17 protein-coding genes and 1 pseudogene are annotated in these 22201 nt (G+C 73.8%); 7 read left to right on the top strand and 11 right to left on the bottom strand.

All coding sequences use genetic code 11. From position 1 onward, the window contains the following. Window positions 1–257: 257 nt before the first annotated feature. Window positions 258–608 (top strand): annotated as a pseudogene (locus ACJ6WD_RS05140) (C40 family peptidase); the annotation flags it as partial. A gap of 269 nt (window positions 609–877) precedes the next feature. On the opposite strand, the gene ACJ6WD_RS05145 reads toward ACJ6WD_RS05140, so the two are convergent. The 4 genes from ACJ6WD_RS05145 to ACJ6WD_RS05160 form a co-directional block, all read right to left on the bottom strand. Beyond that, a complete protein-coding gene (locus tag ACJ6WD_RS05145) occupies window positions 878–2002 on the bottom strand; it encodes an esterase family protein (RefSeq protein WP_233660810.1) in 1125 nt (374 codons plus the stop codon). 216 nt (window positions 2003–2218) lie between these two features. After that, window positions 2219–2929, bottom strand: coding sequence for a response regulator transcription factor (locus ACJ6WD_RS05150; RefSeq protein ID WP_233660811.1), 711 nt, complete (start codon window positions 2927–2929; stop codon window positions 2219–2221). 105 nt (window positions 2930–3034) lie between these two features. Continuing rightward, entirely contained in the window at window positions 3035–4366 is a 1332-nt protein-coding gene (locus ACJ6WD_RS05155) for an ATP-binding protein (RefSeq protein ID WP_233660812.1), read from the bottom strand. A gap of 92 nt (window positions 4367–4458) precedes the next feature. Then, window positions 4459–6270: a protein kinase domain-containing protein gene (locus ACJ6WD_RS05160; protein WP_407615197.1), complete on the bottom strand. Its 1812-nt coding sequence runs from the start codon at window positions 6268–6270 to the stop codon at window positions 4459–4461. A 467-nt stretch (window positions 6271–6737) separates the two neighbouring features. Between ACJ6WD_RS05160 and ACJ6WD_RS05165 the strand changes: the two genes are divergently transcribed. Both ACJ6WD_RS05165 and ACJ6WD_RS05170 read left to right on the top strand, forming a co-directional pair. After that, the gene (locus tag ACJ6WD_RS05165) at window positions 6738–8156 is read left to right on the top strand and encodes a PspC domain-containing protein (protein ID WP_407615198.1); all 1419 of its coding nucleotides are present in this window, start codon (window positions 6738–6740) and stop codon (window positions 8154–8156) included. Then, window positions 8153–8374, top strand: coding sequence for a hypothetical protein (locus ACJ6WD_RS05170; protein ID WP_233660815.1), 222 nt, complete (start codon window positions 8153–8155; stop codon window positions 8372–8374). Before ACJ6WD_RS05165 ends, ACJ6WD_RS05170 begins: the two co-directional genes overlap by 4 nt. Before the next feature lie 37 nt (window positions 8375–8411). On the opposite strand, the gene ACJ6WD_RS05175 is transcribed toward ACJ6WD_RS05170, so the two are convergent. Both ACJ6WD_RS05175 and ACJ6WD_RS05180 read right to left on the bottom strand, forming a co-directional pair. Continuing rightward, window positions 8412–8945, bottom strand: a complete 534-nt coding sequence (locus ACJ6WD_RS05175; protein ID WP_016574770.1) for a DoxX family membrane protein — start codon at window positions 8943–8945, stop codon at window positions 8412–8414. Between the two features lie 212 nt (window positions 8946–9157). Beyond that, the gene (locus tag ACJ6WD_RS05180) at window positions 9158–10459 is read right to left on the bottom strand and encodes a hypothetical protein (RefSeq protein ID WP_374206874.1); all 1302 of its coding nucleotides are present in this window, start codon (window positions 10457–10459) and stop codon (window positions 9158–9160) included. 256 nt (window positions 10460–10715) lie between these two features. Between ACJ6WD_RS05180 and ACJ6WD_RS05185 the strand changes: the two genes are divergently transcribed. Both ACJ6WD_RS05185 and ACJ6WD_RS05190 read left to right on the top strand, forming a co-directional pair. Further along, window positions 10716–11366, top strand: coding sequence for a hypothetical protein (locus ACJ6WD_RS05185; protein WP_233660846.1), 651 nt, complete (start codon window positions 10716–10718; stop codon window positions 11364–11366). Window positions 11367–11375: 9 nt separating this feature from the next. Further along, entirely contained in the window at window positions 11376–12134 is a 759-nt protein-coding gene (locus ACJ6WD_RS05190; RefSeq protein WP_016576019.1) for a DUF4239 domain-containing protein, read from the top strand. 85 nt (window positions 12135–12219) lie between these two features. On the opposite strand, the gene ACJ6WD_RS05195 is transcribed toward ACJ6WD_RS05190, so the two are convergent. The 3 genes from ACJ6WD_RS05195 to guaA form a co-directional block, all read right to left on the bottom strand. After that, complete coding sequence (locus ACJ6WD_RS05195) at window positions 12220–13005, bottom strand: class II aldolase/adducin family protein (protein ID WP_233660816.1); 786 nt, start codon at window positions 13003–13005, stop codon at window positions 12220–12222. 155 nt (window positions 13006–13160) lie between these two features. Further along, window positions 13161–14048, bottom strand: coding sequence for a 2-hydroxy-3-oxopropionate reductase (locus ACJ6WD_RS05200; protein ID WP_331249958.1), 888 nt, complete (start codon window positions 14046–14048; stop codon window positions 13161–13163). Between the two features lie 187 nt (window positions 14049–14235). Further along, window positions 14236–15822 (bottom strand): glutamine-hydrolyzing GMP synthase, encoded by a 1587-nt coding sequence (guaA, locus tag ACJ6WD_RS05205; protein WP_233660818.1) that lies wholly within the window; start codon window positions 15820–15822, stop codon window positions 14236–14238. Between the two features lie 271 nt (window positions 15823–16093). Here guaA and ACJ6WD_RS05210 point away from each other — a divergent pair, with 271 nt between their 5' ends. Together ACJ6WD_RS05210 and ACJ6WD_RS05215 are read left to right on the top strand one after the other, a co-directional pair. Further along, window positions 16094–16414 (top strand): chorismate mutase, encoded by a 321-nt coding sequence (locus ACJ6WD_RS05210; RefSeq protein WP_233660819.1) that lies wholly within the window; start codon window positions 16094–16096, stop codon window positions 16412–16414. A gap of 839 nt (window positions 16415–17253) precedes the next feature. Next, window positions 17254–18336, top strand: a complete 1083-nt coding sequence (locus ACJ6WD_RS05215) for an LAETG motif-containing sortase-dependent surface protein (protein WP_407615199.1) — start codon at window positions 17254–17256, stop codon at window positions 18334–18336. 83 nt (window positions 18337–18419) lie between these two features. On the opposite strand, the gene ACJ6WD_RS05220 is transcribed toward ACJ6WD_RS05215, so the two are convergent. Beyond that, the gene (locus ACJ6WD_RS05220) at window positions 18420–20363 is read right to left on the bottom strand and encodes a GMC oxidoreductase (RefSeq protein WP_407615200.1); all 1944 of its coding nucleotides are present in this window, start codon (window positions 20361–20363) and stop codon (window positions 18420–18422) included. Between the two features lie 119 nt (window positions 20364–20482). Beyond that, entirely contained in the window at window positions 20483–22195 is a 1713-nt protein-coding gene (locus tag ACJ6WD_RS05225; protein WP_233660821.1) for a succinic semialdehyde dehydrogenase, read from the bottom strand. Between the last annotated feature and the right edge of the window lie 6 nt (window positions 22196–22201).

Genomic DNA, 22201 nt, shown 5'->3' on the forward strand with positions numbered 1-22201 from the left:
CGCAGCGCTACCTGGACGGCGCCACGGTGCTGGAGCGCACCGGCAGCCACCAGGCGACCGCGGTGGCCGGCTGGGCCCGCCGCCTCGGCAGCGTCCGCCGTCTCGGCAGCCGTCCCACGCCCTTGGCGGAACGCGCCCCGGCCCCCGAGGCCACGCCCCGCCCGGAACGCGCCCCGGAACGCCCGGCACCGCCCACGCCCACCGCCGGCACCGCGCCGCTCGCACCCGGCGCGCCCGCGGCCCCCGTCCCGCCCGTGGACGACCGGGCCGCCCGCGCGGTGGCCTTCGCCCACGCCGCCCTCGGCAAGCCCTACGCCTGGGGCGCGACGGGACCGGCCGCGTACGACTGCTCCGGGCTGGCCCTGGCCGCGTGGCGGGCCGGCGGCGTCACCCTGCCCCGGACGACCTACACGCAGATCACCTCCGGCACCCGCGTCGACTGGCCCCGGCTCCGCCCCGGGGACCTGGTGTTCTTCCACGCCGGTATCAGCCACGTGGGCCTCTACATCGGCGGCGGCGAGATGATCCACGCCCCGCACGCCGGCGCCCCCGTCGAGATCGCCCCGATCGACCGACTGCCCTTCGCGGGCGCGACCCGTCCGGGATAGGCGCACCGGGCCGCTCCCGCCGAGCCCCTTCCGCGGTCACGGGCGCCGGCCGCCCGGCCGTCTTCGGCCCGCCCGGGGCGAGTTGCGCCCCCTCGGCGTCGACGCCCGCCGCGGCGCCCACCGTCGTCGCTCCGCATCCGCCACCCCCGATTCCGTCGTGCGCGATCTCCGTCACTCGCACAACGCTCCCGGGCGCGGCTCTGTGCCCGCTTCCGCAGGTTCCGGCGGAGGTTCACCCGAACGGTGAACTCCGCCGACCACCCGGCCGGTCACCCCCGCAGGAACAGCCCGAACCACCGGAAGATCTCCGGCACTTGGTGCTTCCACACCGGCACCGTGTGACCGCCCGCACCGGACGAGATCTGCTGGACCGTCACCGTCGTCGGGTTCTTGGCGAGCTGCTTGAGGCCGATCCCGGCCTGGTAGCCGTCGCCGTTCGCGCCCGAGATGTACAGCGCGGTGCGGGGCGGCTTGCCGGCCGCGTTGGCGGCCTTGAGGAGGTGCAGCGGGTTGGTCTCGACGCGCAGCTTGGGGTCCTTGCCGGCGAGCGAATCGCGCTCTATCGCCGGGTCGTTGTAGCCGGACATGCCGACCGCGGCGCGGTACCGGTCCGGGTGGGCCAGCGCCAGCTTGGTGGCGCAGTGCGCGCCCGCCGAGTAGCCGGCCAGGCCCCAGGAGTCCGGCTTGTCGCCGGCCCGGAAGTTGTCGACGATCATCTGGCGGACGTCGACGGTCAGCCAGCTGTCGGCGTTGACCGTGCCGGGGATGTTGACGCACCCGCTGTCGGCGTTGGGCAGGACGTTGGTCCGCGGCGCCACCAGGATGAACGGCTTGATCGCCCCGCTCTGCATCAACGACCCCAGCTGCTCGTTGACCTTGAGCGAGCCGAACCAGGACTTGGCGGACCCGGGGTAGCCCGGCAGCAGCTCGACCACCGGGAACTTCTTGTGCTGGTAGGCGGGGTCGTTGTACTGCGGCGGCAGCCACACGTACACCTCGCCGTTGACGCCCGAGACCTGGCCCTTGAGGTCGGTCATCTGGACGCCGGGGCCCATCACCGGGTCGTCGGCGGGCCGGAACTGCTGGTGGACCTTGGGCTCGTCGTTGAGGTTCTTGCCGCCCAGGCCGTCCGGGCCGAGGTTGCGGGCCTGGTCGATGTGGTTGCCGGTACCGAGCAGGTCGCCCCAGTTGTCGTAGAGGTTGTTGGCGTTGTTGACCATGACGAAGACCACGGTGATGGCCATCACCTGGGCGAACAACAACATCAACAGCCGTGCCAGGCCGCGTATCAGGGCCGGTCCGGCCACTCGACCCCACAGCGCGAACGGCAGCACGAGGGCGACGATCAGCAGCAGGATCGAGAAGAGGAAGAAGGGCGTACCCGTCAGGCTCATCGGGATCTCGTTTCCAGGACGTATGCGCGCAGGGCGTGGGCGTGGTTCCGGCCCCGCCTTCGGGCAGCGAGCCTCTCCGCGCCCTTAGATGGCGATCCGCGCGATCCCGGTTGCCCGCCTTGGGCCCTTCTTTACGCGCCCCCTGCACGCCCCTCACAGCGGGGGCGGAACCCGATCATCCGCCCCCGCGCCCCCCGTTCCCGACGAAACCGCAGGTCAGACCAGGCGTCGCGCGGCCGCCCAGCGGGTCAGCTCATGGCGGTTGGAGAGCTGGAGCTTGCGCAGGACGGCCGAGACATGTGACTCAACCGTCTTCACGGAGATGAACAACTGCTTGGCGATCTCCTTGTACGCGTACCCGCGGGCGATCAGCCGGAGCACCTCGCGCTCACGCTGGGTGAGGCGGTCCATGTCCTCGTCCACCGGCGGGGCGTCCGTCGAGGCGAAGGCGTCGAGCACGAAGCCGGCCAGCCGCGGCGAGAAGACCGCGTCGCCGTCGGACACCCGGAAGACCGCGTCGACCAGGTCGGCACCGGTGATCGTCTTGGTGACGTAGCCGCGGGCGCCACCGCGGATGACCCCGATGACGTCCTCGGCCGCGTCGGAGACGGAGAGCGCCAGGAACCGCACCGGCCGCTCGGCGTCGGCCATCATCGCGGCGCTGCGGCGCAGCACCTCGACGCCACCGCCCCCGGGGAGGTGCACGTCCAGGAGGACGACCTCGGGGCGGGTGGCGGTGATCACCGTGACCGCCTGGTCGACGTCGGCGGCCTCGCCGACCACCTCGACCCGGGTGACCTCGGTCCGGCCGATCTCGGCCTGGACGCCGGCCCGGAACATCCGGTGGTCGTCGACCAGCACGACCCGTACGGTGCGGCCCCCGTCCTCGCCGCCGGTCTCGGCCTGCTGTGCGTCGTCGCTGCTCATCTCGTCCGTCCGTCCTTCGGTGTCTGCCCCGTCATGATCCCTGCCCCGGTGCCGCCGGTCCGCCGCCCCTGGTGCGCTCCGGGACGGCCGGTGGAACGGCCGCGCTCATTCCGGCTTCCCCGCCCCGCCGGCCCGACGCTCGCCGGGCCCGCGCTCCTCGGACCGCTCCATCTCCAGCTCGACGACCGTGCCGCCGTCGGGCGCGGCGCGCAGCCGGGCCGTGCCGCCGTTGCGCTCCATCCGGCCGATGATGGATTCCCGCACCCCCATCCGGTCCGCGGGGACCGCGTCCAGGTCGAAGCCGGGGCCGTGATCGCGCACCGAGACGAAGACCGTACGGCCCTCCACCTCGGCGAACACCTGCACCGCCCCGCCTTCGCCACCGTACTTGGCGGCGTTGACCATCGCCTCGCGCGCGGCTTGCATCTGGGCACCGAGCGCCTCGTCGAGCGGGCAGTCCCCGACCACCACGACCTCGATGGGCACCCCGTGGTGGTCCTCGACCTCCGCGGCGGCCGCCCGCACCGCCTCGGCCAGCGTCGTCGGCTCCTCGTCCTCGTCCTTGCCGCGGCCCTCGGGCTTGTAGAGCCAGGCGCGCAGCTCGCGCTCCTGGGCCCGGGCCAGCCGGGCCACTTCCCGGGGGTCGTCGGCGTTGCGCTGGATCAGGGTGAGGGTGTGCAGGACGGAGTCGTGGACGTGCGCGGCGACCTCGGCGCGCTCCTGGGCCCGGATGCGCATCAGCCGCTCCTCGGAGAGGTCCTGGGTGATCCGGACGAGGTAGGGGCCGGCCAGCAGGGCTATGCCGACGACGACCGCGAGCGCGGCCTGGAGCACCGAGCCGAGGTTCTGCACGGAGCCCTGGAGCACGACGATGCCGGTGACCCCGGCGCCCACCAGCAGTACGCCGGCGGCGCCGCGCACCATCGGCAGCAGGCCCTTGCGGCGGCCCAGCTCCAGCCACTGGGCGCGGCGGGCGTTGTCCGCCTGGCGCCAGACCAGCGCGACGCCGGCACCGATGAGCAGCACCGGCCAGAGGTAGGCGTTGGCCCGGCCGGGCTGGAAGCGGGAGGCCACGATCGAGGCCCCCACCAGGAGCGCGACCAGCGCGAGGAGCTGCCCCTTGTCGGGCTTGCGGCCCAGCAGGCGCCGCCGTTCCTCCCCCGCGACGGGCTGCCGGGTCTCCACGCCGCCGACGCCCAGCGGCACGAAGAACCAGAACGCGGCGTAGAGCAGGGCGCCCATGCCCTCGGCCATGAAGAGCGCCACGAAGACGATCCGCACCCACGTGACCGGCAACCCGAGGTGCCCGGCCAGCCCCCGCGCGACACCACCGAGCAGCCGCCCCTCAGCGCTGCGGTAGAGCTTGCGCACGGGCGGATCGTCGGGGTCCGGCGCCGGGGCGTAGATCGTCTCGGCGCGGGGCGGCGCTGTGGTCATGCCTCAGATCGTCACACGCGCGAGGGGCCGGGGACATCAGGGACGACCCTGAACCCGTCCCTGACGTTGCTCAGGGATCTCGTGCGGGTGGCTCAGCCCGCCGACCCGTCCTTGCGGAAGCCGTCCTTCACGTTCGAGAAGATCTGCTCGAACTTCGTCCAGTTCGCCGACGGGGCGGAGACGTAGATGGCGTACTCCTTGTCGCCCTCGCGGCCGAAGCCCAGGTCGATGCCGCGGTACTCGCGGGCCCGGCCCTGGAAGGAGAACTCCCAGATGGCGGCCGGGTCGCCCTGGAAGATGGTGTCCTGGAGACGGAGCCGCTTGTAGCTGGGGTACTGGACCTTGAGGTCCGATTCGACGCTCTTGAAGTGCTCCACCTGGTCGGCGGAGGCGAAGTCCAGACCGCTGATCGTCAGCTGCGCCAGGTCGGCTTCGGAGGTGTAGATGATCTGCCGGCCGTTGTCCTTGGACTCACGCTTCCAACCTGACGGCACCGGGAAGCTGACCCCGAGGCCCGCCTCCTTGGCCCTGCGGTACCCCTCGGGCAGGGGCGCCGGCGGCGTCACGGTGGTGTGCGGCTCGCTGGGCGTGACCGACGTGTTGTCGCTGGGCCCGTTGCCGAGCGAGGACGTGTCGCCGCGGTGGGTGAAGTACCAGGCCGTGCCTCCGCCGCCGCCGGCGACGAGGACGCCGACGACGCTCCAGAGCACGATCCGGCCGCGGCGCCGCTTGGGGCGCGGGGCGGAGGGCAGCACGTCCGTGCGTGCGTCGGTGGACGCTTCCGGGGCCGCGCCGGCCATCGGCACCGGGCCGGTGGCCTCGGCCGGGGCGGCGGGCGGGTGGGTGGCAGGGGCGGCCGCGGCCACCGCTCCGGTGGCGCCGGCCCCGACGGTGCTCGCGGTGACCGAGCCGTGGCCCGTCTGACTCTTGGGCACGGTTCCGGTGATCGTCGGGCTGCCCGCGTCGGCGCCGGCGGTGGAGCCGGTCGCGCGGCTGGTCCCGGTGGCGCTGCCGGTGGCCGGTGGCGCGCCGGAGTGCGCCACGGGACGGGTGGTCGCCTCGGCGGACTCGCCCGTCGCGGGCCGGCCGCGGCTGACCGTCCCCAGGGCCAGCGTGGGCCAGCCCATCAGCGCGGTGTCCGCCTCGGCCTCGGCGGCTCGCAGTGCCCGCTCGACGACCTCGGCGGTGGGCCGGTCGTTCGGCTCCTTGGCGAGCAGCGCCTCGATGAGTGCGGCGAGCTGGCCGGCGTTGCGCGGTGCCTCCAACGGGTCGACGGCGATCGCGTACGCCGTCTCCACCGCGGTGTTCTTGCGGAACGGGGGCTTGCCCTCGACGGCTTGATAGAGCGTCGCGCCCAGTGCCCACAGGTCGGAGGCGGGTCCCGGTGTGGCGCCCTTGACCCGCTCGGGCGCCAGGTAGTCGATGGAGCCGACGAGTTCGCCGGTCTTGGTGAGGGTGGAGGTGCCGGTGGCGACGGCGATCCCGAAGTCGGTGAGGACCACCCGGCCGTCCTCACCGAGCAGGACGTTGCCCGGCTTGACGTCGCGGTGCAGCACACCGGCGGAGTGTGCGGCGCGCAACGCGGCGATCATGCCGCGGCCGATCCGGGCGGTCTCCCGCGGCGTGAGGTAAGTGCCGGACCGGTTGGCCTCCTTGATGGCGTCGCCGAGCGTCGCGGAGGGGACGTACTCCATGACGATGCACGGCAGCCCCTCGTCGTCCACGACGTCGTGGACGCTGACGACGTTGGGGTGGTTGATGCGCGCGGCGGCCTGTGCCTCCCGGGTCGTGCGCTCGTGACGGGTGGCGAGTTCGTCCGCGCCCAGTTGGGGCGAAACGTGCAGGCGTTTGACCGCCACCTGACGCCCGAGCACCTCGTCCCTGGCCCGCCAGACGGTGCCCATGCCCCCTTGGCCTATCCGCTCAACCAGGCGATATCGCCCGGCGACCAGTCGCCCCTCTTCTGCCGACGCCGCTTCCGCCACCGCACGCCCCTCCGGAAACCCGTACGTATTCAGGTCGCAACGATAGTCTTCAGCAGGGCCGAAGAGACCGCCGGCCACCGCCGCGACGGGTCTTTTTCGCTTATGAACCACTGTGCGCCGGGCGTTCGCGGCCCGTTCCCGGGGCACGTGACGCCGCCGCGCACCGCACGGTGCCGCTTTTGTGCCACCCCGACAACGGCCCGGAAGCCCTGGCCGGCGGACCGGGACCGCTTCAGGACGCCGCCCCGGTCCGGTCCGGCCCGTTCCCGGTGTCGGCTGGCCGGCGGCGCATCGGGGGGAGCCTCAGGGTCGCTTCGGGGGATCTCAGGGATCAGCCAGGGTTGTCACCGATACCGCGACCCCGCCGCGCTTGTCACCATGGCTCCATGAACGATGCGCCCACCGCCGCGGAGCCGGCGGACTCCGGCCCCGCCGGCCCCACCCCGCCGCACGCCGCGCTGCGCCGCAGCCGGCGGCACAAGGTCGTCGCGGGGGTGTGCGGCGGTCTGGGCCGGCAGTGGGACATCGATCCGGTGATCTTCCGGGTCGTGCTCGCCGTGCTGTCCATCGGCGGCCTGGGCCTGATCTCCTACGGCTTCGCCTGGCTCCTCGTCCCCCTCGACGGCGAGGAGGAGAACGAGGGCCGCCGGCTGCTCTCCGGCCGCGTCGACGGTTCGGCGCTGACCGCCCTGCTGTGCGCGCTGGCCGGGTGCGCCCTGTTCCTGACCACGCTGGGCAAGGGCAGCATGATGTCCTTCGCGATCATGGTGACGCTGGCCGTGGCCGGCGCCGCCTACTGGTCGCAGCAGCGCCGCCGCGCCCAGTCCGGCGGCCCGGGATCGGTGGACGCCGCCACCGCCCAGGCGGTCGCCGACGCCCCGCCGGAGACCACCGCGCCCCCGGCGCCCAACACCCCGTCCTGGTGGCGCGGTCCGCGCACCGAGCCACTGCTCCAGCGGGCCTACCTCTGGGGCCCGGAGGACACCCGGCTCGACATCGGCTACGAACCCACCCACGGGGCGCCCGAGCAACCGCGCCCGCCCGTCGGCACCACCCGCGCGGACGCCCCGCGCCCCGCCGTCGCCGACGTCCGGCCGCCCGACCGCGGCCGGGGCATCGGCGGCCGGACGTTCCTGCTGGCCGTGCTGGCCGGCGCCGGCACCGCGCTCGCCGTCTCCCGGCACGCCGCGCTGGCCCCGTCCCTCCAGGCCGGCCTGGCCTGCGCGCTGGCCGTGTTCGGCCTGGGCCTGGTGCTGAGCGCCTGGCTGGGCCGCACCGGCGGCGGCACGGTCTTCCTGATGGTGCTGACGGCCGCGCTGCTGGCCGGCGCGACGGTGCTGCCGGCCGGCATCACCGCCGACTGGCAGCGCCGCACCTGGGCCCCGACCACCGTCGCCGACGTCCTACCGCACTACGCCGTCGGCTCCGGCGAGGGCCGGTTGGACCTCACCCGGCTCCCGCTGAAGCCCGGCAGCACGGTCCGCACCGGCGCCGACGTCGGTGCCGGACGGCTTCAGGTGACGCTGCCGCAGGGGACCACCGCCACCCTCCGCCTCTCGCTCGGCGTGGGCGACATCCAGTTGCCCGGCGACGCGGCCAACGACGTGGAGATCGTCGCGGGCCACCGCGAGCGGCAGATCACCCTGCCGGCCGAGGGGTTGAAGAAGGGCGAGCGTCCGCACGGCGCGCTGGAGTTGGACCTGAAGGTCGGCGCCGGCCAGATCGACGTCCGGCGGGCCCCTCCGGTCACCCCGTCCGCACCCTCCCCCTCCCCGGCCCCGACCCCCCAGGGAGCCCCGCAGTGAAGCGCCACCCCTTCGAACCCGGCCGGCTGATCACCGGTGCCGCCGCCCTCGTCGTCGGCGTCGGCTACGGCCTCGACGCCCTCGGCCTCTGGCACGCCCCAGGCCCCTGGCTGTTCTGCACCCTGCCGGCCGGCCTGTTGCTCGCCGGGATCACCACCGCCGTCTGGGCCACGGTCCGCCGCCACCACCAACGGCACGCCCCACCGCCCCCGTCATGAACGGCCGGTGGCGGCGCCGGTGGGCCCGTGTGCGGAGTCAGCCGTAGAGCTGCGTCCCGTGCCGCTCCCGGCGGTTGGCCAGCGCCGCGTCCAGTGAGAAGGTGGCGGTGCCGGCCAGCACCAGCGGCGTCCAGGCCAGCAGGTAGGCGAGGTCGTTGCCGTAGTAGTAGGGGCTGGCGGGCCAGCTCACGGTGAGCCACAGGCTCAGCGAGATCAGCGCGCCGCCGAAGGCCGCCAACCGCCCCAGCAGCCCCAGCAGCGTCCCGATCCCGACCAGCACCTGACCGCCGGCGAGGGCGTAGGCGAAGCCCACCGGGCCGTGCTGGGCCAACCCCACCAGCTGCGGCAGCGCGGCGGTGTCGTGCACCTGCCCCAGCAGTTCGCCCAGCGACCCCTTCCCGCTGGCGGCGGGGAAGGCCGGGTCGGTGAGTTTCTGGAGTCCCGCGTAGAGGAAGGTGCCGCCGAGGAAGAGCCGCAGCGGGAGCAGCGCGTGGCGCGCCAGCCCGCCCCGGACTCCGCCGGCCCGGGCACCGCCCACGTCGACCGGGCGTGTGCGCTGTGCGTGAGCCATGACGTCCGCCTCTCCGTTGCCACCGGGAGCGAACGATTGTGCCGCCGCCCGCACGGCTTGGCGAGATGCGTACGCGGGTGCGCGCGAGATTCCCCCGCACGCCGACCACCGGATCACCCGTAGTGCGGACCGCTGCCCGGTTCGCACCCAATTGGCGTGCGGTCCGGGGCGTTTGGCGGCCGGCGCCGCGCGGGTCGCCCCGCGCGGCGGCCTCAGTCCTGGACCTCGATGCGGTAGCCGCGCGTCTCCGCCCCGGCCGCCGTGATCACCCGGACCTCCACGGGACCGGGCTCCACGTCGACGGGCACCGGCACGGTCAGCACCCCGTCCGTCGGGTTGGCGAAACCGCCCGGCACCGGGATCAGCGGCACCGGCACGTGCACCCCGCCGATCCGCACGACGGTGCGGGCCAGTCGGTCCGGGGTCGCCGCGCCCGGCGGGACGAAGCCGGTGCCGCGGATCTCGATGTCGTCGCCGGTGCGGATGGGCGCGGCGAGGTCGCCCAGTTCCCGGGAGCGCACGACGGAGAGGATGACCGGCCGGCCGCCGCCGACGGCCTTGCCCGCCAGGTACGTGACGCCGGAGAGCGCCGCCAGGACGACCAACACCCAGGGCAGCGCCGGCAGTCGGGCCGGGTCGGTGGCCAGCCGCACCAGCGCGAAGGCCAGCAGGGCCGCGTTCACCAGCGCGTACTGCGCGTCGGTGAAGCTGCCGCGGCCGCCGTCGTCCGCCAGCAGGTCGGTCGCCCGGGGGCGGTCGGCGGGGATCTTCTGCACCCGCCCGGTCCGGACCCGCCCGGCGGTCATCCCGTAGGCCAGCACCGCCACCCCGCAGCCGATGGCCAGTATGGCCAGCAGTCCGCCGGAGGGCACCAGGCCGAGCCCCGACAGCAGCCGCCGCCGGGCGTCCGGGCCGCCGCCGACGGCCAGGTGGACGGCGAGCGTCAGGACCGCGTAGAGCACCGCCGCCACCCAGGCCGCGGCCACCGCCCGGGAGGTGGACAGTCGGCGGTCCTCGCCGATCAACGGACCCAGCGCGCCGCCCTGTTCGCGGTGGAGCCAGGCCGTCGCCGTCGTCCCGAGGGCCAGCACGACGGCCGCGGTCAGCGCGGCGGTGCGGCCCACCGACCAGCCGGCGCCGACGGCGGTCAACGCCTGCCCGAGGAGCAGCGCCAGCACCGCGGCCCACACCGCCACCACGGTGCGCCGACGGACCGTCACCGTCCAGGAGGCGCCCTCGGCCGCGCCGCGCTCGGCCAGTATCCGCGCGGACAGGGTCAGTTCGTCGGACACCCATTGCCGGGCGGCCCCGGCGGAGTGCGCCAGTCCGGCCGGCACCCCGCGCCCGACGGCGAAGTCCTCCCGGAGCGCGACGAACGCGGCGAGCGCCTGCCGATGCCCCTCACGGGCCCCGTGCGGGCACTGTCCGCACCCGCACGCGCCGCCGTCACCGGGCTTCTTGCCGCCACCCGGCTCGCCCCTTCCGGCCACTGTGCTCGCCGACTCCACCGACACGTCCGTACCGCCCCGCCGCCACTCGTATCAACTTCTCGTCTTCAGACGGGAATTGTGCCTCAGAACCCCGGCCCGGCCGGTAATCGTCCAGGTCACGGAAGTCCCTTTCGATGGCGGCAGGTTGACGCTCACCTGTGCGCCCGGCGATCCGGCGATCCGCACGGCGTCCGGACGGGGCGGCGCCCGCTTCCCCCGTTCGGGCGAATCGCCCCCGGTCGGCGGCTGTACGGGCCGGGCGCGGCGCAAGCTTCCCGCCGTGCGCGAGATACACGGACCTCCCCGAAACGAGAGCGGCACCGGCCGGCGCCGGACCCGGTGGCCGTTCGCCACCGCGGTCCGGGCCGCGGCGCTGGCCGCGGCCGCGACCGCGACGCTGGCGGCCGCACTGGCCCTGGTCGCGTCCCCGTCCGCGGCCGCCCGCCCCGGGCTCCTGAACCGGCCGTCCGGCGACAACTGCGCCTACGCCGGCACCACTCCCCCCGTCCACCTGCCCACCGACTTCCCCGTCCCGCCCGGCTGGCACATCCCCTGCACCACCCCCACGCCGCCGCCCCGTCCCACGCCGCCGCCCGTCCCGCCGCCCCCGCGGACCGCGGCGCCGCGCCCCCATCCGACGCACGTCCCGGACCGCGCCCCCGCGCCCCGGCCGTCGCCACCGGCCCCGCCGGTCCACCGCACCCCACCGCCGCCGCCACCGCCACCGCCCGCCCCGCAGCCCGCGCGGCCCCTGGCGGGTCCGACGCCGGCGCGCCCCTTCCACTACACCGCGACCCGCCACCAGCCGTCCCATGGGCCTTCCGTGGTGACCAGGACGCTGTTGATCACCACCCCGGCGGTCCTGGCCGGCGTCGCCCTCCGTCCCCGTTCGCGCTCCACGTCCCGTTCCAGCGGGCGCAGTTCCTCGTAGGAGGTCCCCATGTCGCAATGGCTGGTTCTGACCATCGCCATGGCCGCGGTCTGCGGCGTCGTCCTGACCATCACCGTCCTCAAGGAACGCCGGATCGGCGAGGACGACGACCCGTCCGAGACGCCCGACGTGATCGAGTACCTGACGATGATGGTGGGGGTGGTCTACGCGATCGTGCTGGGCCTGGCCATCGCCGGAGTCTGGGAGGCCAGGAGCACCGCCGAGGACACCGTGCGGGCCGAGGCGCAGGCGCTGCACGAGGTCAGCGAGCGCGCCCGGGCCTGGCAGGCGCCCGTGCGGGACACCATCCGCGCGGACGTCGACTCCTACGTCAGCTACGTCGTCCACAAGGAGTGGCCGGTGATGGCCGAGCACGGCGAACTCACCCAGCACGGCGCCGACCTGCTGCAGAAGGTCCGCGCCGACGTCACCGACTACCACCCCCGGGACGACTTCGAGCGGGAGTCCTACCAGCCGCTCGTCGACCAGGTCGCGGCCGCGGACAGCGCCCGGATGGCGCGGGCGGACGCGGCCGACTCGACGCTGCCGGGCGTGGTGTGGTTCGGACTGATCGCCGGGGGCGTGATCTCCATCGGCGTGATGTACACGCTCCAGATCCGGCGTTCGGGGCGGGAGATGCTGATGGCCGGCGTGTTCAGCGCGCTGATCGCCTTCCTGCTCTTCCTGGTCTGGGACTTCGACGCGCCGTTCAGCCGCGGGCTGGCGGCGGCCGCCGACCCGTTCTTGGCGCTGTTCCCGCAGAAGTGACCGACGGGGGCGGTGCCGTGCGGGCCCGGTGGTCCGCACGGCACCGCCCCCGTCGCTGCTCCGCCCTCGCCCGTTGGCCGGCCGGTCAGCCGAACATCTCCGGTTCGCTGCGCGCGATCTGCTGGTACAGCGACTGGTAGTTGATCCATGCGACCAGGTCGGTGCCCAGCTGTTCCCGGGTGCGCACGGCGTCCTGAGGGGAGATCAGCACCGGTTTGCCGGCCGCCTTCGCCGTCAGCTGCACCTGGCAGCAGCGCTCCATGGTGAGGAACCACCAGGCCGCCGCGTCGACCGAGTCGCCGACCGTCAACAGGCCGTGGTTGCGCAGGATCACGGCCTTGTACGGGCCGAGCGCGGCGGCGATCCGGCGGCCCTCCTCCTCGTCCACCACCACGCCTGTATAGGCATCGTAGAGAGCATGGTCCTCGTAGAACGCGCAGACGTCCTGGGTGATCGGGTCCAGGAGCTCCCCGAGGGCGGAGAGCGCGCGGCCGTAGGTGGAGTGGCAGTGGGCGGCGGCGACGACGTCCGGGCGGGCCCGGTGGACCTGCGCGTGGATGGTGAACGCCGCCTGGTTGACGTGGTGGCGGCCCTCGACGACCTTCCCGTCGCCGTTGACCAGGACCAGGTCGCTGACGGTCAGCAGCGCGAACGACATCCCGAAGGGGTTGACCCAGAAGCAGTCGGCGAACTCCGGGTCCCGCACGGTGACGTGGCCCGAGACGCCCTCTTCGAACCCGTACCGTCCGAACAGCCGCAACGCCGCCACCAGGCGTTCCTTGCGGTGGCGCCGCTCCTCCTCGACGCCGGCGTGCGTCGGCGGCATCGCGAACTGCAGGTGTTCGGTGGGTATCGGCGTCGGTTCGGGCATCGCGGTCCTCCTCCTGGCGCGCACGGCTCACGGCGCTCGGGCGGAAGCTACCCGCCGCATCCCGCCAAGGCCAGGCCCGCGCCGTCACGAACCGCACCGCGGTGCCCTCGCGGGGCCCGGGCCGGGCCCCGCACCCGCGTGCCGAAGGATCGGGCCTACTGCTCCGGCGCGCAGCCGCTGAGCAGTTCCACGCCGCGGAGCAGCGCGGAGTGGTCGAGCGCCCCGTCGCCGCGGGCCACCGCGGAGGCGATGAGCTGGGCCGCGGTGGCGCCGACCGGGAGGGGGGCGCCGACGGTGCGGGCGGCGTCGGTGACGATGCCCATGTCCTTGTGGTGGAGTTCGAGCTTGAAGCCGGGGGCGTAGGCGCGCTGGAGGAAGTTGTCCTTCTTGCGGGCCAGGACGGCGGAGCCGGCCAGCCCGCCGCCCAGGACGTCGAGGGCCGCGGCGAGGTCGACCCCGGACTTCTCCAGGAAGACCACGGCCTCGGCGACGGCTTGGAGGTTGACCGCCACGATCAGCTGGTTGGCGGCCTTGACGGTCTGGCCGGAGCCGTGCGGACCGCAGTGCACGAGGGTCGTGCCGACGGCCTCCAGGACGGGCCGGGCGGCCTCGAAGTCGGCCCGCTCACCGCCGACCATGATCGACAGCACGCCCTCCACGGCGCCGGCCTCACCGCCCGAGACGGGGGCGTCGAGGACCCGGACGCCCTGCTCGGCGGCCCTCTTCGCGAGGTCGATGGAGGTCTGCGGGGTGATCGAGGACATGTCGATCAGCAGGGTGCCGGGCCTGGCGTGGGCCAGGATCCCGTCGGGGCCGTAGGCGAGGGCCTCGACCTGCGGGGACGCCGGGACCATGGTGATGACGACGTCCGCGTCGCGGACCGCCTCGGCGATCGACGACGCCTCCCGGCCGCCCGCGGCGAGAAGGGCGTCGGCCTTGCCGGGGCTGCGGTTCCAGCCGAGCACGGCATGCCCGGCCTTCGCGAGGTTCACCGCCATGGGACTGCCCATGATGCCGAGGCCGAGGAAACCGATGGTGCTCATAGCGCGCGACCCACTCACTTCCACATCGCGGATTTTGATTGCCGTAATACGGAAACCATCTTCCGCTCCCGCCCGCCGGTCGTCAACCACCACCCGCGGCGCGGCCCCCTCGCGAAACCCCCGCAAACGGCGACGCCGCCGCCCCCGAGCAGGGGCGGCGGCGTCGCCGTCGGGCCTCAGCGGGAGGTCACTCCCACTCGATGGTGCCCGGCGGCTTGCTGGTGACGTCCAGGACGACGCGGTTGACGTCCGCGACCTCGTTGGTGATCCGGGTGGAGATGCGGGCCAGGGCCTCGTACGGCATGCGCGTCCAGTCCGCGGTCATGGCGTCCTCGGAGGAGACCGGGCGCAGCACGATCGGGTGACCGTAGGTGCGGCCGTCGCCCTGGACGCCGACCGAGCGGACGTCGGCGAGCAGGACCACCGGGCACTGCCAGATCTCGCGGTCCAGGCCGGCCGCGGTCAGCTCCTCGCGGGCGATGGCGTCGGCCTCGCGCAGCAGGTCCAGGCGCTCCTGGGTGACCTCGCCGACGATGCGGATGCCCAGGCCGGGGCCGGGGAACGGCTGGCGGTGGACGATCTCCTCCGGCAGGCCCAGCTCGGAGCCGACCATCCGGACCTCGTCCTTGAACAGCTGGCGCAGCGGCTCGACGAGCTCGAACTCGATGTCGTCGGGCAGGCCGCCGACGTTGTGGTGCGACTTGATGTTCGCGGTGCCGGTGCCGCCGCCGGACTCGACGATGTCCGGGTAGAGCGTGCCCTGGACCAGGAAGGCCACTTCCTCGCCCTCGGCGCCGGCCTCGGCGACGAGTTCCGCCTGGGCCTGCTCGAAGACCCGGATGAACTCCCGGCCGATGATCTTGCGCTTCTGCTCCGGGTCGGAGACGCCCTTGAGCGCGTTCAGGAAGCGCTCGGCGGCGTCGACGACCTTGAGCTGCACGCCCGTCGCCGCCACGAAGTCCTTCTCGACCTGCTCGGTCTCGCCCTTGCGCATCAGGCCGTGGTCGACGTAGACGCAGGTCAGCTGGTCGCCGATGGCCTTCTGGACCAGGGCGGCGGCCACCGCGGAGTCCACGCCGCCGGACAGCCCGCAGATCGCCCGCTTGCTGCCGACCTGCGCGCGGATCGCGGCGACCTGCTCCTCGACCACGCTGGTGGTCGTCCAGGTCGGCTCGATGCCCGCACCGCGGTACAGGAAGTGCTCCAGCACCTGCTGACCGTGCGTGGAGTGCAGCACCTCGGGGTGGTACTGGACGCCGTAGAGCTTCTTCTCGTCGTTCTCGAACGCCGCGACCGGGACCAGGTCGGTGGACGCGGTGACGGCGAAGCCCTCGGGGGCGGCGGAGCAGGCGTCGCCGTGCGACATCCACACGGACTGCTCGGCCGGAGTCCCCTCGAAGAGGGTGGAGCCGGGCTTGCTGACGGTCAGTGCGGTGCGGCCGTACTCACGGGCACCGTTGTTGTCGACCGTGCCGCCGAGGGTGGTCGCCATCAGCTGGAAGCCGTAGCACATGCCGAAGACCGGGACACCGGCTTCGAACAGGGCACGGTCGAGGCTGGGGGCGCCTTCGGCGTAGACCGACGACGGACCGCCGGAGAGGATGATCGCCTTGGGGTTCTTGGCGAGCATCTCGGCCACCGGCATGGTGGACGGCACGATCTCGCTGTAGACCCGGGCCTCACGGACCCGACGGGCGATGAGCTGGGCGTACTGTGCGCCGAAGTCGACAACGAGGACGACGTCCGGTGCGGCGGCAGGGGGCGCTGATGGCACTTCGGCGGCCTTCCGGCGGTGTGGAGCGGGGTTGGACTTTCGATTCTAACGGGCCCATACTGAACACCATGTTCCAGCAGTACAGCTTCGCCTTTACCTATGGCACCGGCCCGTCCGGCTGCCATGGTCGTGCTGCTTGATCAACTGACACGCGACTTCCCCAGGCGCCCCGGGCCGACAACGGTCCGGGGCGCCTGTGTCTGTCCGGGACCGTCAGCGGCTTCCGCGGCTCCCGGGGCCCACCCGCCCCTCGGAGAAACGGAAAACGACCATGACCAGCAACACCGCATCGACGACGTCGCCGACCGCCCCCACCGCCGTTCCGGACACCGGCGCCAGCACCCCCGAGGCGGCCGGGACGATCCGGGACGCCCGGCGCCGGATCGACGATCTCGACGGCCGGATCATCGGGCTCGTGCAGGAACGGATGGCCGTCTCGGCGGTCATCCAGCGCGAGCGGATCGCCTCCGGCGGGCGCCGGCTGAGCCTCTCCCGCGAGATGGAGGTGCTGGCCCACTACAGCGAGCAGCTCGGCCGCCCGGGCACCGCGCTGGCGATGACGCTGCTGGAACTGTCCCGGGGCCGGGCCTGAGGCCGGCGCGGGCGCGCGTCCGCGGCCGGATCCGATCGCCCGGAGCACCCGTTCCGTGCGGGGAACCGGCTGGATCTGAGTTCGGGTGCCGACTCACCCGTACGGCGCGTGACCGCGCCCGGAGAGGGGTCGTTGTTCCCGGTGCCACGCCAGCCAGGCGCGGCCTGCAGGACTACGCGTAGACGCCGCCCCGTGGGCGGAAAGCCGGAGCGATGAGACGCCGGCCGCTGGCAGCGGCCCGCGTCGTGGGACCTCGTTCCGGGCCGTGACCGGTCAGCAGGGGACAGCAGCCCGGTCACACCGATGGGGTGGTCGGTCCTGGGGACGCCCGGGACCGACCGCATCCGTCGAAACGGTTGCGCCAGGTGAGGCGCATCCAGGACGATGCTTGACGAACCGTCGACCGCTTCCGGTACGGATCTTTACCGTGCACGCCATTGGTCCACACCGGCTCGGGAACGACGCACCGCGCACCATCCCGCACCACTCCGCACCACCCCGAAGAGCCAGCGGCGCTACCCCCCCCCAGCGCCGCCCGTCGGTGCCGGCGCTGCCCTGACGCCGGCACCGAAAGCCAAGGGCCCCGTGGCCTCCGCGTTCCCCCCTCGCGGAGGATTTCCCGGGGCCCTTCGCTGTGTGCCGGCCATGTGGTGCCTGTGTGAATGCTGTGACGTCTGTGAGCGAGATCACGACGATCTTCTTGGAGGAGTGGACAACCTTTTTCGGCCATCCGGTGTCACGTACCTGACATCGCACGGCCATACCGCGCCCCACCGCGACGGCCAGCACCACCACGAAGTGCCGCGCCGCGGCACTTCGGACCCCGAGAGGTCTTCTGGATGAAGCTTCGCCGTGCCCTGACGTCCGTCGCCGCGACGGCCGTCATAGCCCCCGCCGCCCTCCTGGCGGCACCCGCCGCGCAGGCGACCGGTTCCGACACCGCGGCCACCGCGAGCGCCGAGCCGACGCCGGCCGCCCCCGGCCCGGAGCAGGGCGCCGACGCCACCCCGTCGGCCGAGCCCACCGCCACCGACGGCGAGGACGCGTCCGGCGATGAGACCGCGCCCGCCGAGGACACCGGTCCCACGGCCGGCAGCGGGGGCAGCGGGGGCAGCGCCACCCCGACCGCCCCGGCCAGCACCGCCAAGCCCGGGCCCACCGCGTCGGGCACGCCGACGACCGCGCCCGGCTCCCCCTCCCCCAGCCCGTCGGACGACGGCGACTGCACCCTGGACGACGCGGCGCTCGACGTCAGCGTGGCCGGCCTGCCCTCGAAGCTGGTCGCCGGCGCCGACTGGTCGCGGTTCAGCGTGAAGCTGCGCAACACCACCGACAAGAAGCTGGAAGAGGTCTACCCGTTCATCCTGGCGGTGTCGCTGGAGGACGACGACACCCGCGCCGAGTCCCCACTGCACCTGGAGTACCAGGACCCGGACACCGGCAAGTGGACGACGTTCGGCGAGTGGTCCGACGGCGACTACTTCGGCTGGTTCGAGCTGGACGCGCACCAGACCGCCGAGTTGACGCTGCGGATCCGCGCCGACAAGACGGCCAAGCCCGGTGACGGGTTCGCGCTGATCGCCGGCGACTACTTCAACGGGGACGGGTCCTGCGGCACGTCCAAGGAGAACTGGTACGACTTCGCGATCCTTCCGGCCGGCAGCAAGCCGGGGGAGGTCCCGCCGGCCAAGCCCGGCAAGCCCGGCAACAAGCCGGGGCCGCAGGGCACCGCCAAGCCGGTCGCCACCGGCAAGCCCAAGGAGGGCCTGGACAAGCTGCCGGTGACCGGCAACCTCGCCGAGACCGGTGCCTCCTCCGCGCTGCCGACGATCGGCCTGGTGGGCGGTGTGGCGATGGCCGTGGGCGCCGGGGCGATCTTCGTCGTCCGGCGGCGCAAGGCCACCGGCGGCATCGCCGCGTAACGGGCCGCGGGACGTCTGACGCGCGCCCGCGCTGACGGCGGGGAGGGCCGTCCCCCTGGGGCGGCCCTCTGGCGCGTCCGCGGCTACTTCTTGGGCGGGACCTCCGGCACGGCCAGCAGCGGCAGGGTGAGCGCGCCGAACGCCGAGGCGGGGACGGCCGGGCGGACCGGTGCGACCGGCGCCACCCGCGCGTAGGGCCGCCCGGGGGCCGGGCGCGGGTCCGCCTCGCCCTTGTTGGGCCACAGGGACATGGCGCGCTCGGCCTGGGCGGTGATCGTCAGGGACGGGTTGACGCCGAGGTTGGCGGAGACCGCGGCGCCGTCGACGACCGAGATGCCCGGGTGGCCGTAGAGCCGGTGGTAGGGGTCGATGACGCCGTGGTCGGCGTCCGCGCCGATCGGGCAGCCGCCGAGGAAGTGCGCGGTGAGCGGGGTGCCCATCAGCTCGCCGACGTTGCTGCCCGGGAAGCCGTTGATCTCCTGGGCGAGCAGGGTGGCCGCCTCGGTGGCCTCGGGGATCTGGTTGGGGTTGGGGGCGCCGTGGCCCTGCCGGGCGGTGAGCAGGCCCTTCCCCAGGCCGCCCGGTTTGCGGTACGTGGTCAGGGAGTTGTCGAGGGACTGCATCACCAGGCCGATGATGGTGCGCTCGGACCAGCGGCGGTTGGAGAGCGAGCGGAGCGCCAGCACCGGGTGGCGGACCATGTTGCCGGCCCAGCCCAGGACCCGGCCGGCCGGGCGGTACGGGACCTGGAGGATCGTCAGGCTCCCCATGGAGTTGGAGCCCCGGCCGTAACGGACCGGCTCGATGTGGGTGTTCTCGTCCGGGTGGATCGACGAGGTGATCGCGACGCCCTTGGTGAAGTCGACCCGGTCGGTGCCGTGGGCCTTGCGGTAGCGCCGACCGGTGGTCTGGGCGCCCACCAGGGCCTCGGAGTTGGTGCGGGTCAGGGTGCCGAGCCGGGCCGAGAGGTACGGCAGCAGACCGCTGTCCTTCATGCGGTGCAGCAGGGTCTGGGTGCCGTAGGTGCCGGCGGCGAGGACGACGCGGCGGGCGGTGAAGGTCCGGCCCGCGCCCTTCTTCTTGTTGTCGGTGGGCAGCGTGCGGACCGCGAAGCCGCCGCGGGAGTCCTCGGTGACGGCGACGACGGAGGTCATCGGGTGGATCACCGCGCCGGCCCGCTCGGCGAGGTGGAGGTAGTTCTCGTTGAGGGTGTTCTTGGCACCGTGCCGGCAGCCGGTCATGCACTCGCCGCATTCGGTGCACGCCCGGCGGGACGGGCCGGCGCCGCCGAAGTACGGGTCGGGGACCTCACCGCCGGGCGGCGCCGTCACCGGCCCGGCGGCCCCCGCGGCGGCGTCCTCGGTGCCCCCGCCGTCCGTGCCGGCCGCGCCGTCGGCGCCGTCGGCGATCGCGTCCTTGCCGTCCCCGAAGAACACCCCGACCGGTGCCATGTGGAAGGAGTCGCCGACGCCCATGGCCCGGGCGGTCGCCTTCAGGTGGACGTCGGACGGGGTCATCGTCGGGTTGAGCCGGACCCCGAGCATCCGCCGGGCCTGGTCGTAGTACGGCGTCAACTCCTGCTGCCAGTCGGTGATCCCGCGCCACTGGGGGTCGTCGAAGAACGCCTTGGGCGGGACGTAGAGGGTGTTGGCGTAGTTGAGCGAGCCGCCGCCGACCCCGGCGCCGGCCAGCACCATCACGTTGCCCAGCAGGTGGATGCGCTGGATGCCGTAGAGGCCGAGCGCCGGGGCCCACAGGTAGTTCTTCAGGTCCCAGGAGTTCTTGGGCAGGGTCTCGCGGGTGAACCGCCGACCGGCTTCGAGGACGCCGACGCGGTAGCCCTTCTCGGTCAGCCGCAGGGCCGAGACCGCGCCGCCGAAGCCGGAGCCGATGACGAGGACGTCGTAGTCGTGGCCGGCGTCGTCGGGGGCGGTCGCGTCGGCCGCGGTGCCGTCGGGGGCGGTCGCGTCGGGGGTGCCGCTCTCCTCGGTCGGGGCGTGGTGGTGGGCAGAGTTCTCCTGTGGCACCGGTACCTCCGTATCCGTGTTCGGGGCGCCGCCCCGGACCCCGCTCCTGAAAACGCCGGAGGGGCTGACTGTTCGCCGCCCCGGGGCCACCGGTCCCCGGGACGGCCGCGTCGTGCGGCTCAGCGCAGGCGGAACGCCTTCATCACGCGCAGGCTGCGGGTCATGAACGCCGCGTACTTCTCGTCGTCCATCCCGAAGGCCGGCCCCAGCGGCATCAGCCGCTGCTGGGCGACGGTCTGCGCCTCGGTGTACTTCAGGATGCCCTCGGAGCCGTGCCGGCGGCCCAGGCCCGAGTCGCCCATCCCGCCCATCGGGGACTGGACGCTGCCGTAGCCGGCGGCGTACGCCTCGTTGACGTTGACGGTGCCGGTGCGCAGGCGGGCCGCGATCGCCCGACCGCGGCGGCCGTCCTTGGTCCAGACGCTCGAATTCAGGCCGTACGGCGTGGCGTTGGCGCGGGCGACCACCTCGTCCTCGTCGCGGAAGCGGTAGATCGAGACGACCGGGCCGAAGGTCTCCTCGCCGCAGACCGCCATCGGCGCCTCGACGTCTTCGAGGATCGTCGGCTCGTAGAACAGCGGGCCGACGTCGGGGCGGGGCCGGCCGCCGGCGACCACCCGGGCGCCCTTGGCGACGGCCTCCTCGACGTGCCGGGTGACGGTCTCCAACTGGCGCTCGCCGACCAGCGACCCCATGTCGGCGCCGTAGGCGAGGGCGTTGCCCAGCCGCATCGCCCTGGTCCGGGCGGCGAACCGCTCGACGAAGGCGTCCGCGATCGACTCGTGGACGTAGAGCCGCTCGATGGAGATGCACAGCTGGCCCGCGGAGGAGAAGCAGCCGCGGACGGCGCCGGCGGCGGCCTTGTCGAGGTCGGCGTCGTGCAGCACCACCATGGCGTTCTTGCCGCCGAGTTCGAGGGAGACCCCGACCAGCCGGGCGGCGGCGCCCTGGGCGACCTCGCGGCCGGTGCGGGTGGAGCCGGTGAACGAGACGTAGTCGGCGTGCTTGACGACCTCCGGGCCGACGACCGGACCCTCGCCGATCACGACCTGCCAGACGTCCTCCGGCAGCCCGGCCTCGATCAGCTGCTCCCGGGCCCACAGGGCGGTCAGCGCGGTCTCCGTGTCGGGCTTCATGACCACGGCGTTGCCGGCGACGAAGGCCGGCAGGGCGTCGCCGACGGTCAGCTCGAAGGGGTAGTTCCAGGGGGCGATCTGCCCCACCACGCCGCGCGGCTGGCGGAGTTCGGTGACCTTGGTCAGGGTCGGTACGACGCCGGTGTGGCCCTTGGGGCGGAGGTAGGCGGGGGCCTTGCGGCCGTAGTGGCGGGCGGCGACGGCGACCGCCTGCACCTCCTCGTGGGCGTGCAGCCGCGCCTTGCCGGTCTCCAGCTGGATCAGGTCGAGGACCTCGGCCTGGCGGCGCAGGACCAGGTCGTGGAAGCGGAGCAGGACCGCGGCGCGCTGCCGGACCGGGACCTTCGCCCAACGCTCCTGCGCGGCGCGGGCCCGCTCGAAGGCGGTGGCGACGTCCTCGGGGGTGGACTCGGGCAGGTCCGCCAGCTTCTCCCCGGTGAACGGGGTGTGGTTGGCGGTGCGCCTGCTGCCCACCACGCACCGGGTGAGGCGGGCGGCCACCTCCGGGGGGACCACGTCGGCGGCGGTGCGGGTGCCGGGCGCGGCGCGCACCACCGGGTTGCCTCCGACACCCTCGGCCGCGCCCGGGCCGGGGGCGTCCCCGGCTGCGGCCTGAGGGGCCGCCGGGGATGCCGGGGCGTCCTGGGGGGCCTCGTCGGTGGCGGAGGCGGTACCGGTGTCCTGCGAGTCCGTCATGCCGGC

The sequence above is a fragment of the Streptomyces sp. VTCC 41912 genome, assembly GCF_045799175.1.
GTDB classification, from domain to species: Bacteria; Actinomycetota; Actinomycetes; order Streptomycetales; family Streptomycetaceae; genus Streptomyces; species Streptomyces albulus_C.

Coding starts and splice junctions, on each gene's coding strand:
- ACJ6WD_RS05210 (WP_233660819.1), top strand. CDS start 16,094: ATGACCAGCAACACCGCATCGACGACGTCGCCGACCGCCCCCACCGCC.
- ACJ6WD_RS05165 (WP_407615198.1), top strand. CDS start 6,738: ATGAACGATGCGCCCACCGCCGCGGAGCCGGCGGACTCCGGCCCCGCC.
- ACJ6WD_RS05160 (WP_407615197.1), bottom strand. CDS start 6,270: ATGGGCACCGTCTGGCGGGCCAGGGACGAGGTGCTCGGGCGTCAGGTG.
- ACJ6WD_RS05225 (WP_233660821.1), bottom strand. CDS start 22,195: ATGACGGACTCGCAGGACACCGGTACCGCCTCCGCCACCGACGAGGCC.
- ACJ6WD_RS05155 (WP_233660812.1), bottom strand. CDS start 4,366: ATGACCACAGCGCCGCCCCGCGCCGAGACGATCTACGCCCCGGCGCCG.
- ACJ6WD_RS05200 (WP_331249958.1), bottom strand. CDS start 14,048: ATGAGCACCATCGGTTTCCTCGGCCTCGGCATCATGGGCAGTCCCATG.
- ACJ6WD_RS05195 (WP_233660816.1), bottom strand. CDS start 13,005: ATGCCCGAACCGACGCCGATACCCACCGAACACCTGCAGTTCGCGATG.
- ACJ6WD_RS05190 (WP_016576019.1), top strand. CDS start 11,376: ATGTCGCAATGGCTGGTTCTGACCATCGCCATGGCCGCGGTCTGCGGC.
- ACJ6WD_RS05175 (WP_016574770.1), bottom strand. CDS start 8,945: ATGGCTCACGCACAGCGCACACGCCCGGTCGACGTGGGCGGTGCCCGG.
- ACJ6WD_RS05145 (WP_233660810.1), bottom strand. CDS start 2,002: ATGAGCCTGACGGGTACGCCCTTCTTCCTCTTCTCGATCCTGCTGCTG.
- ACJ6WD_RS05150 (WP_233660811.1), bottom strand. CDS start 2,929: ATGAGCAGCGACGACGCACAGCAGGCCGAGACCGGCGGCGAGGACGGG.
- ACJ6WD_RS05215 (WP_407615199.1), top strand. CDS start 17,254: ATGAAGCTTCGCCGTGCCCTGACGTCCGTCGCCGCGACGGCCGTCATA.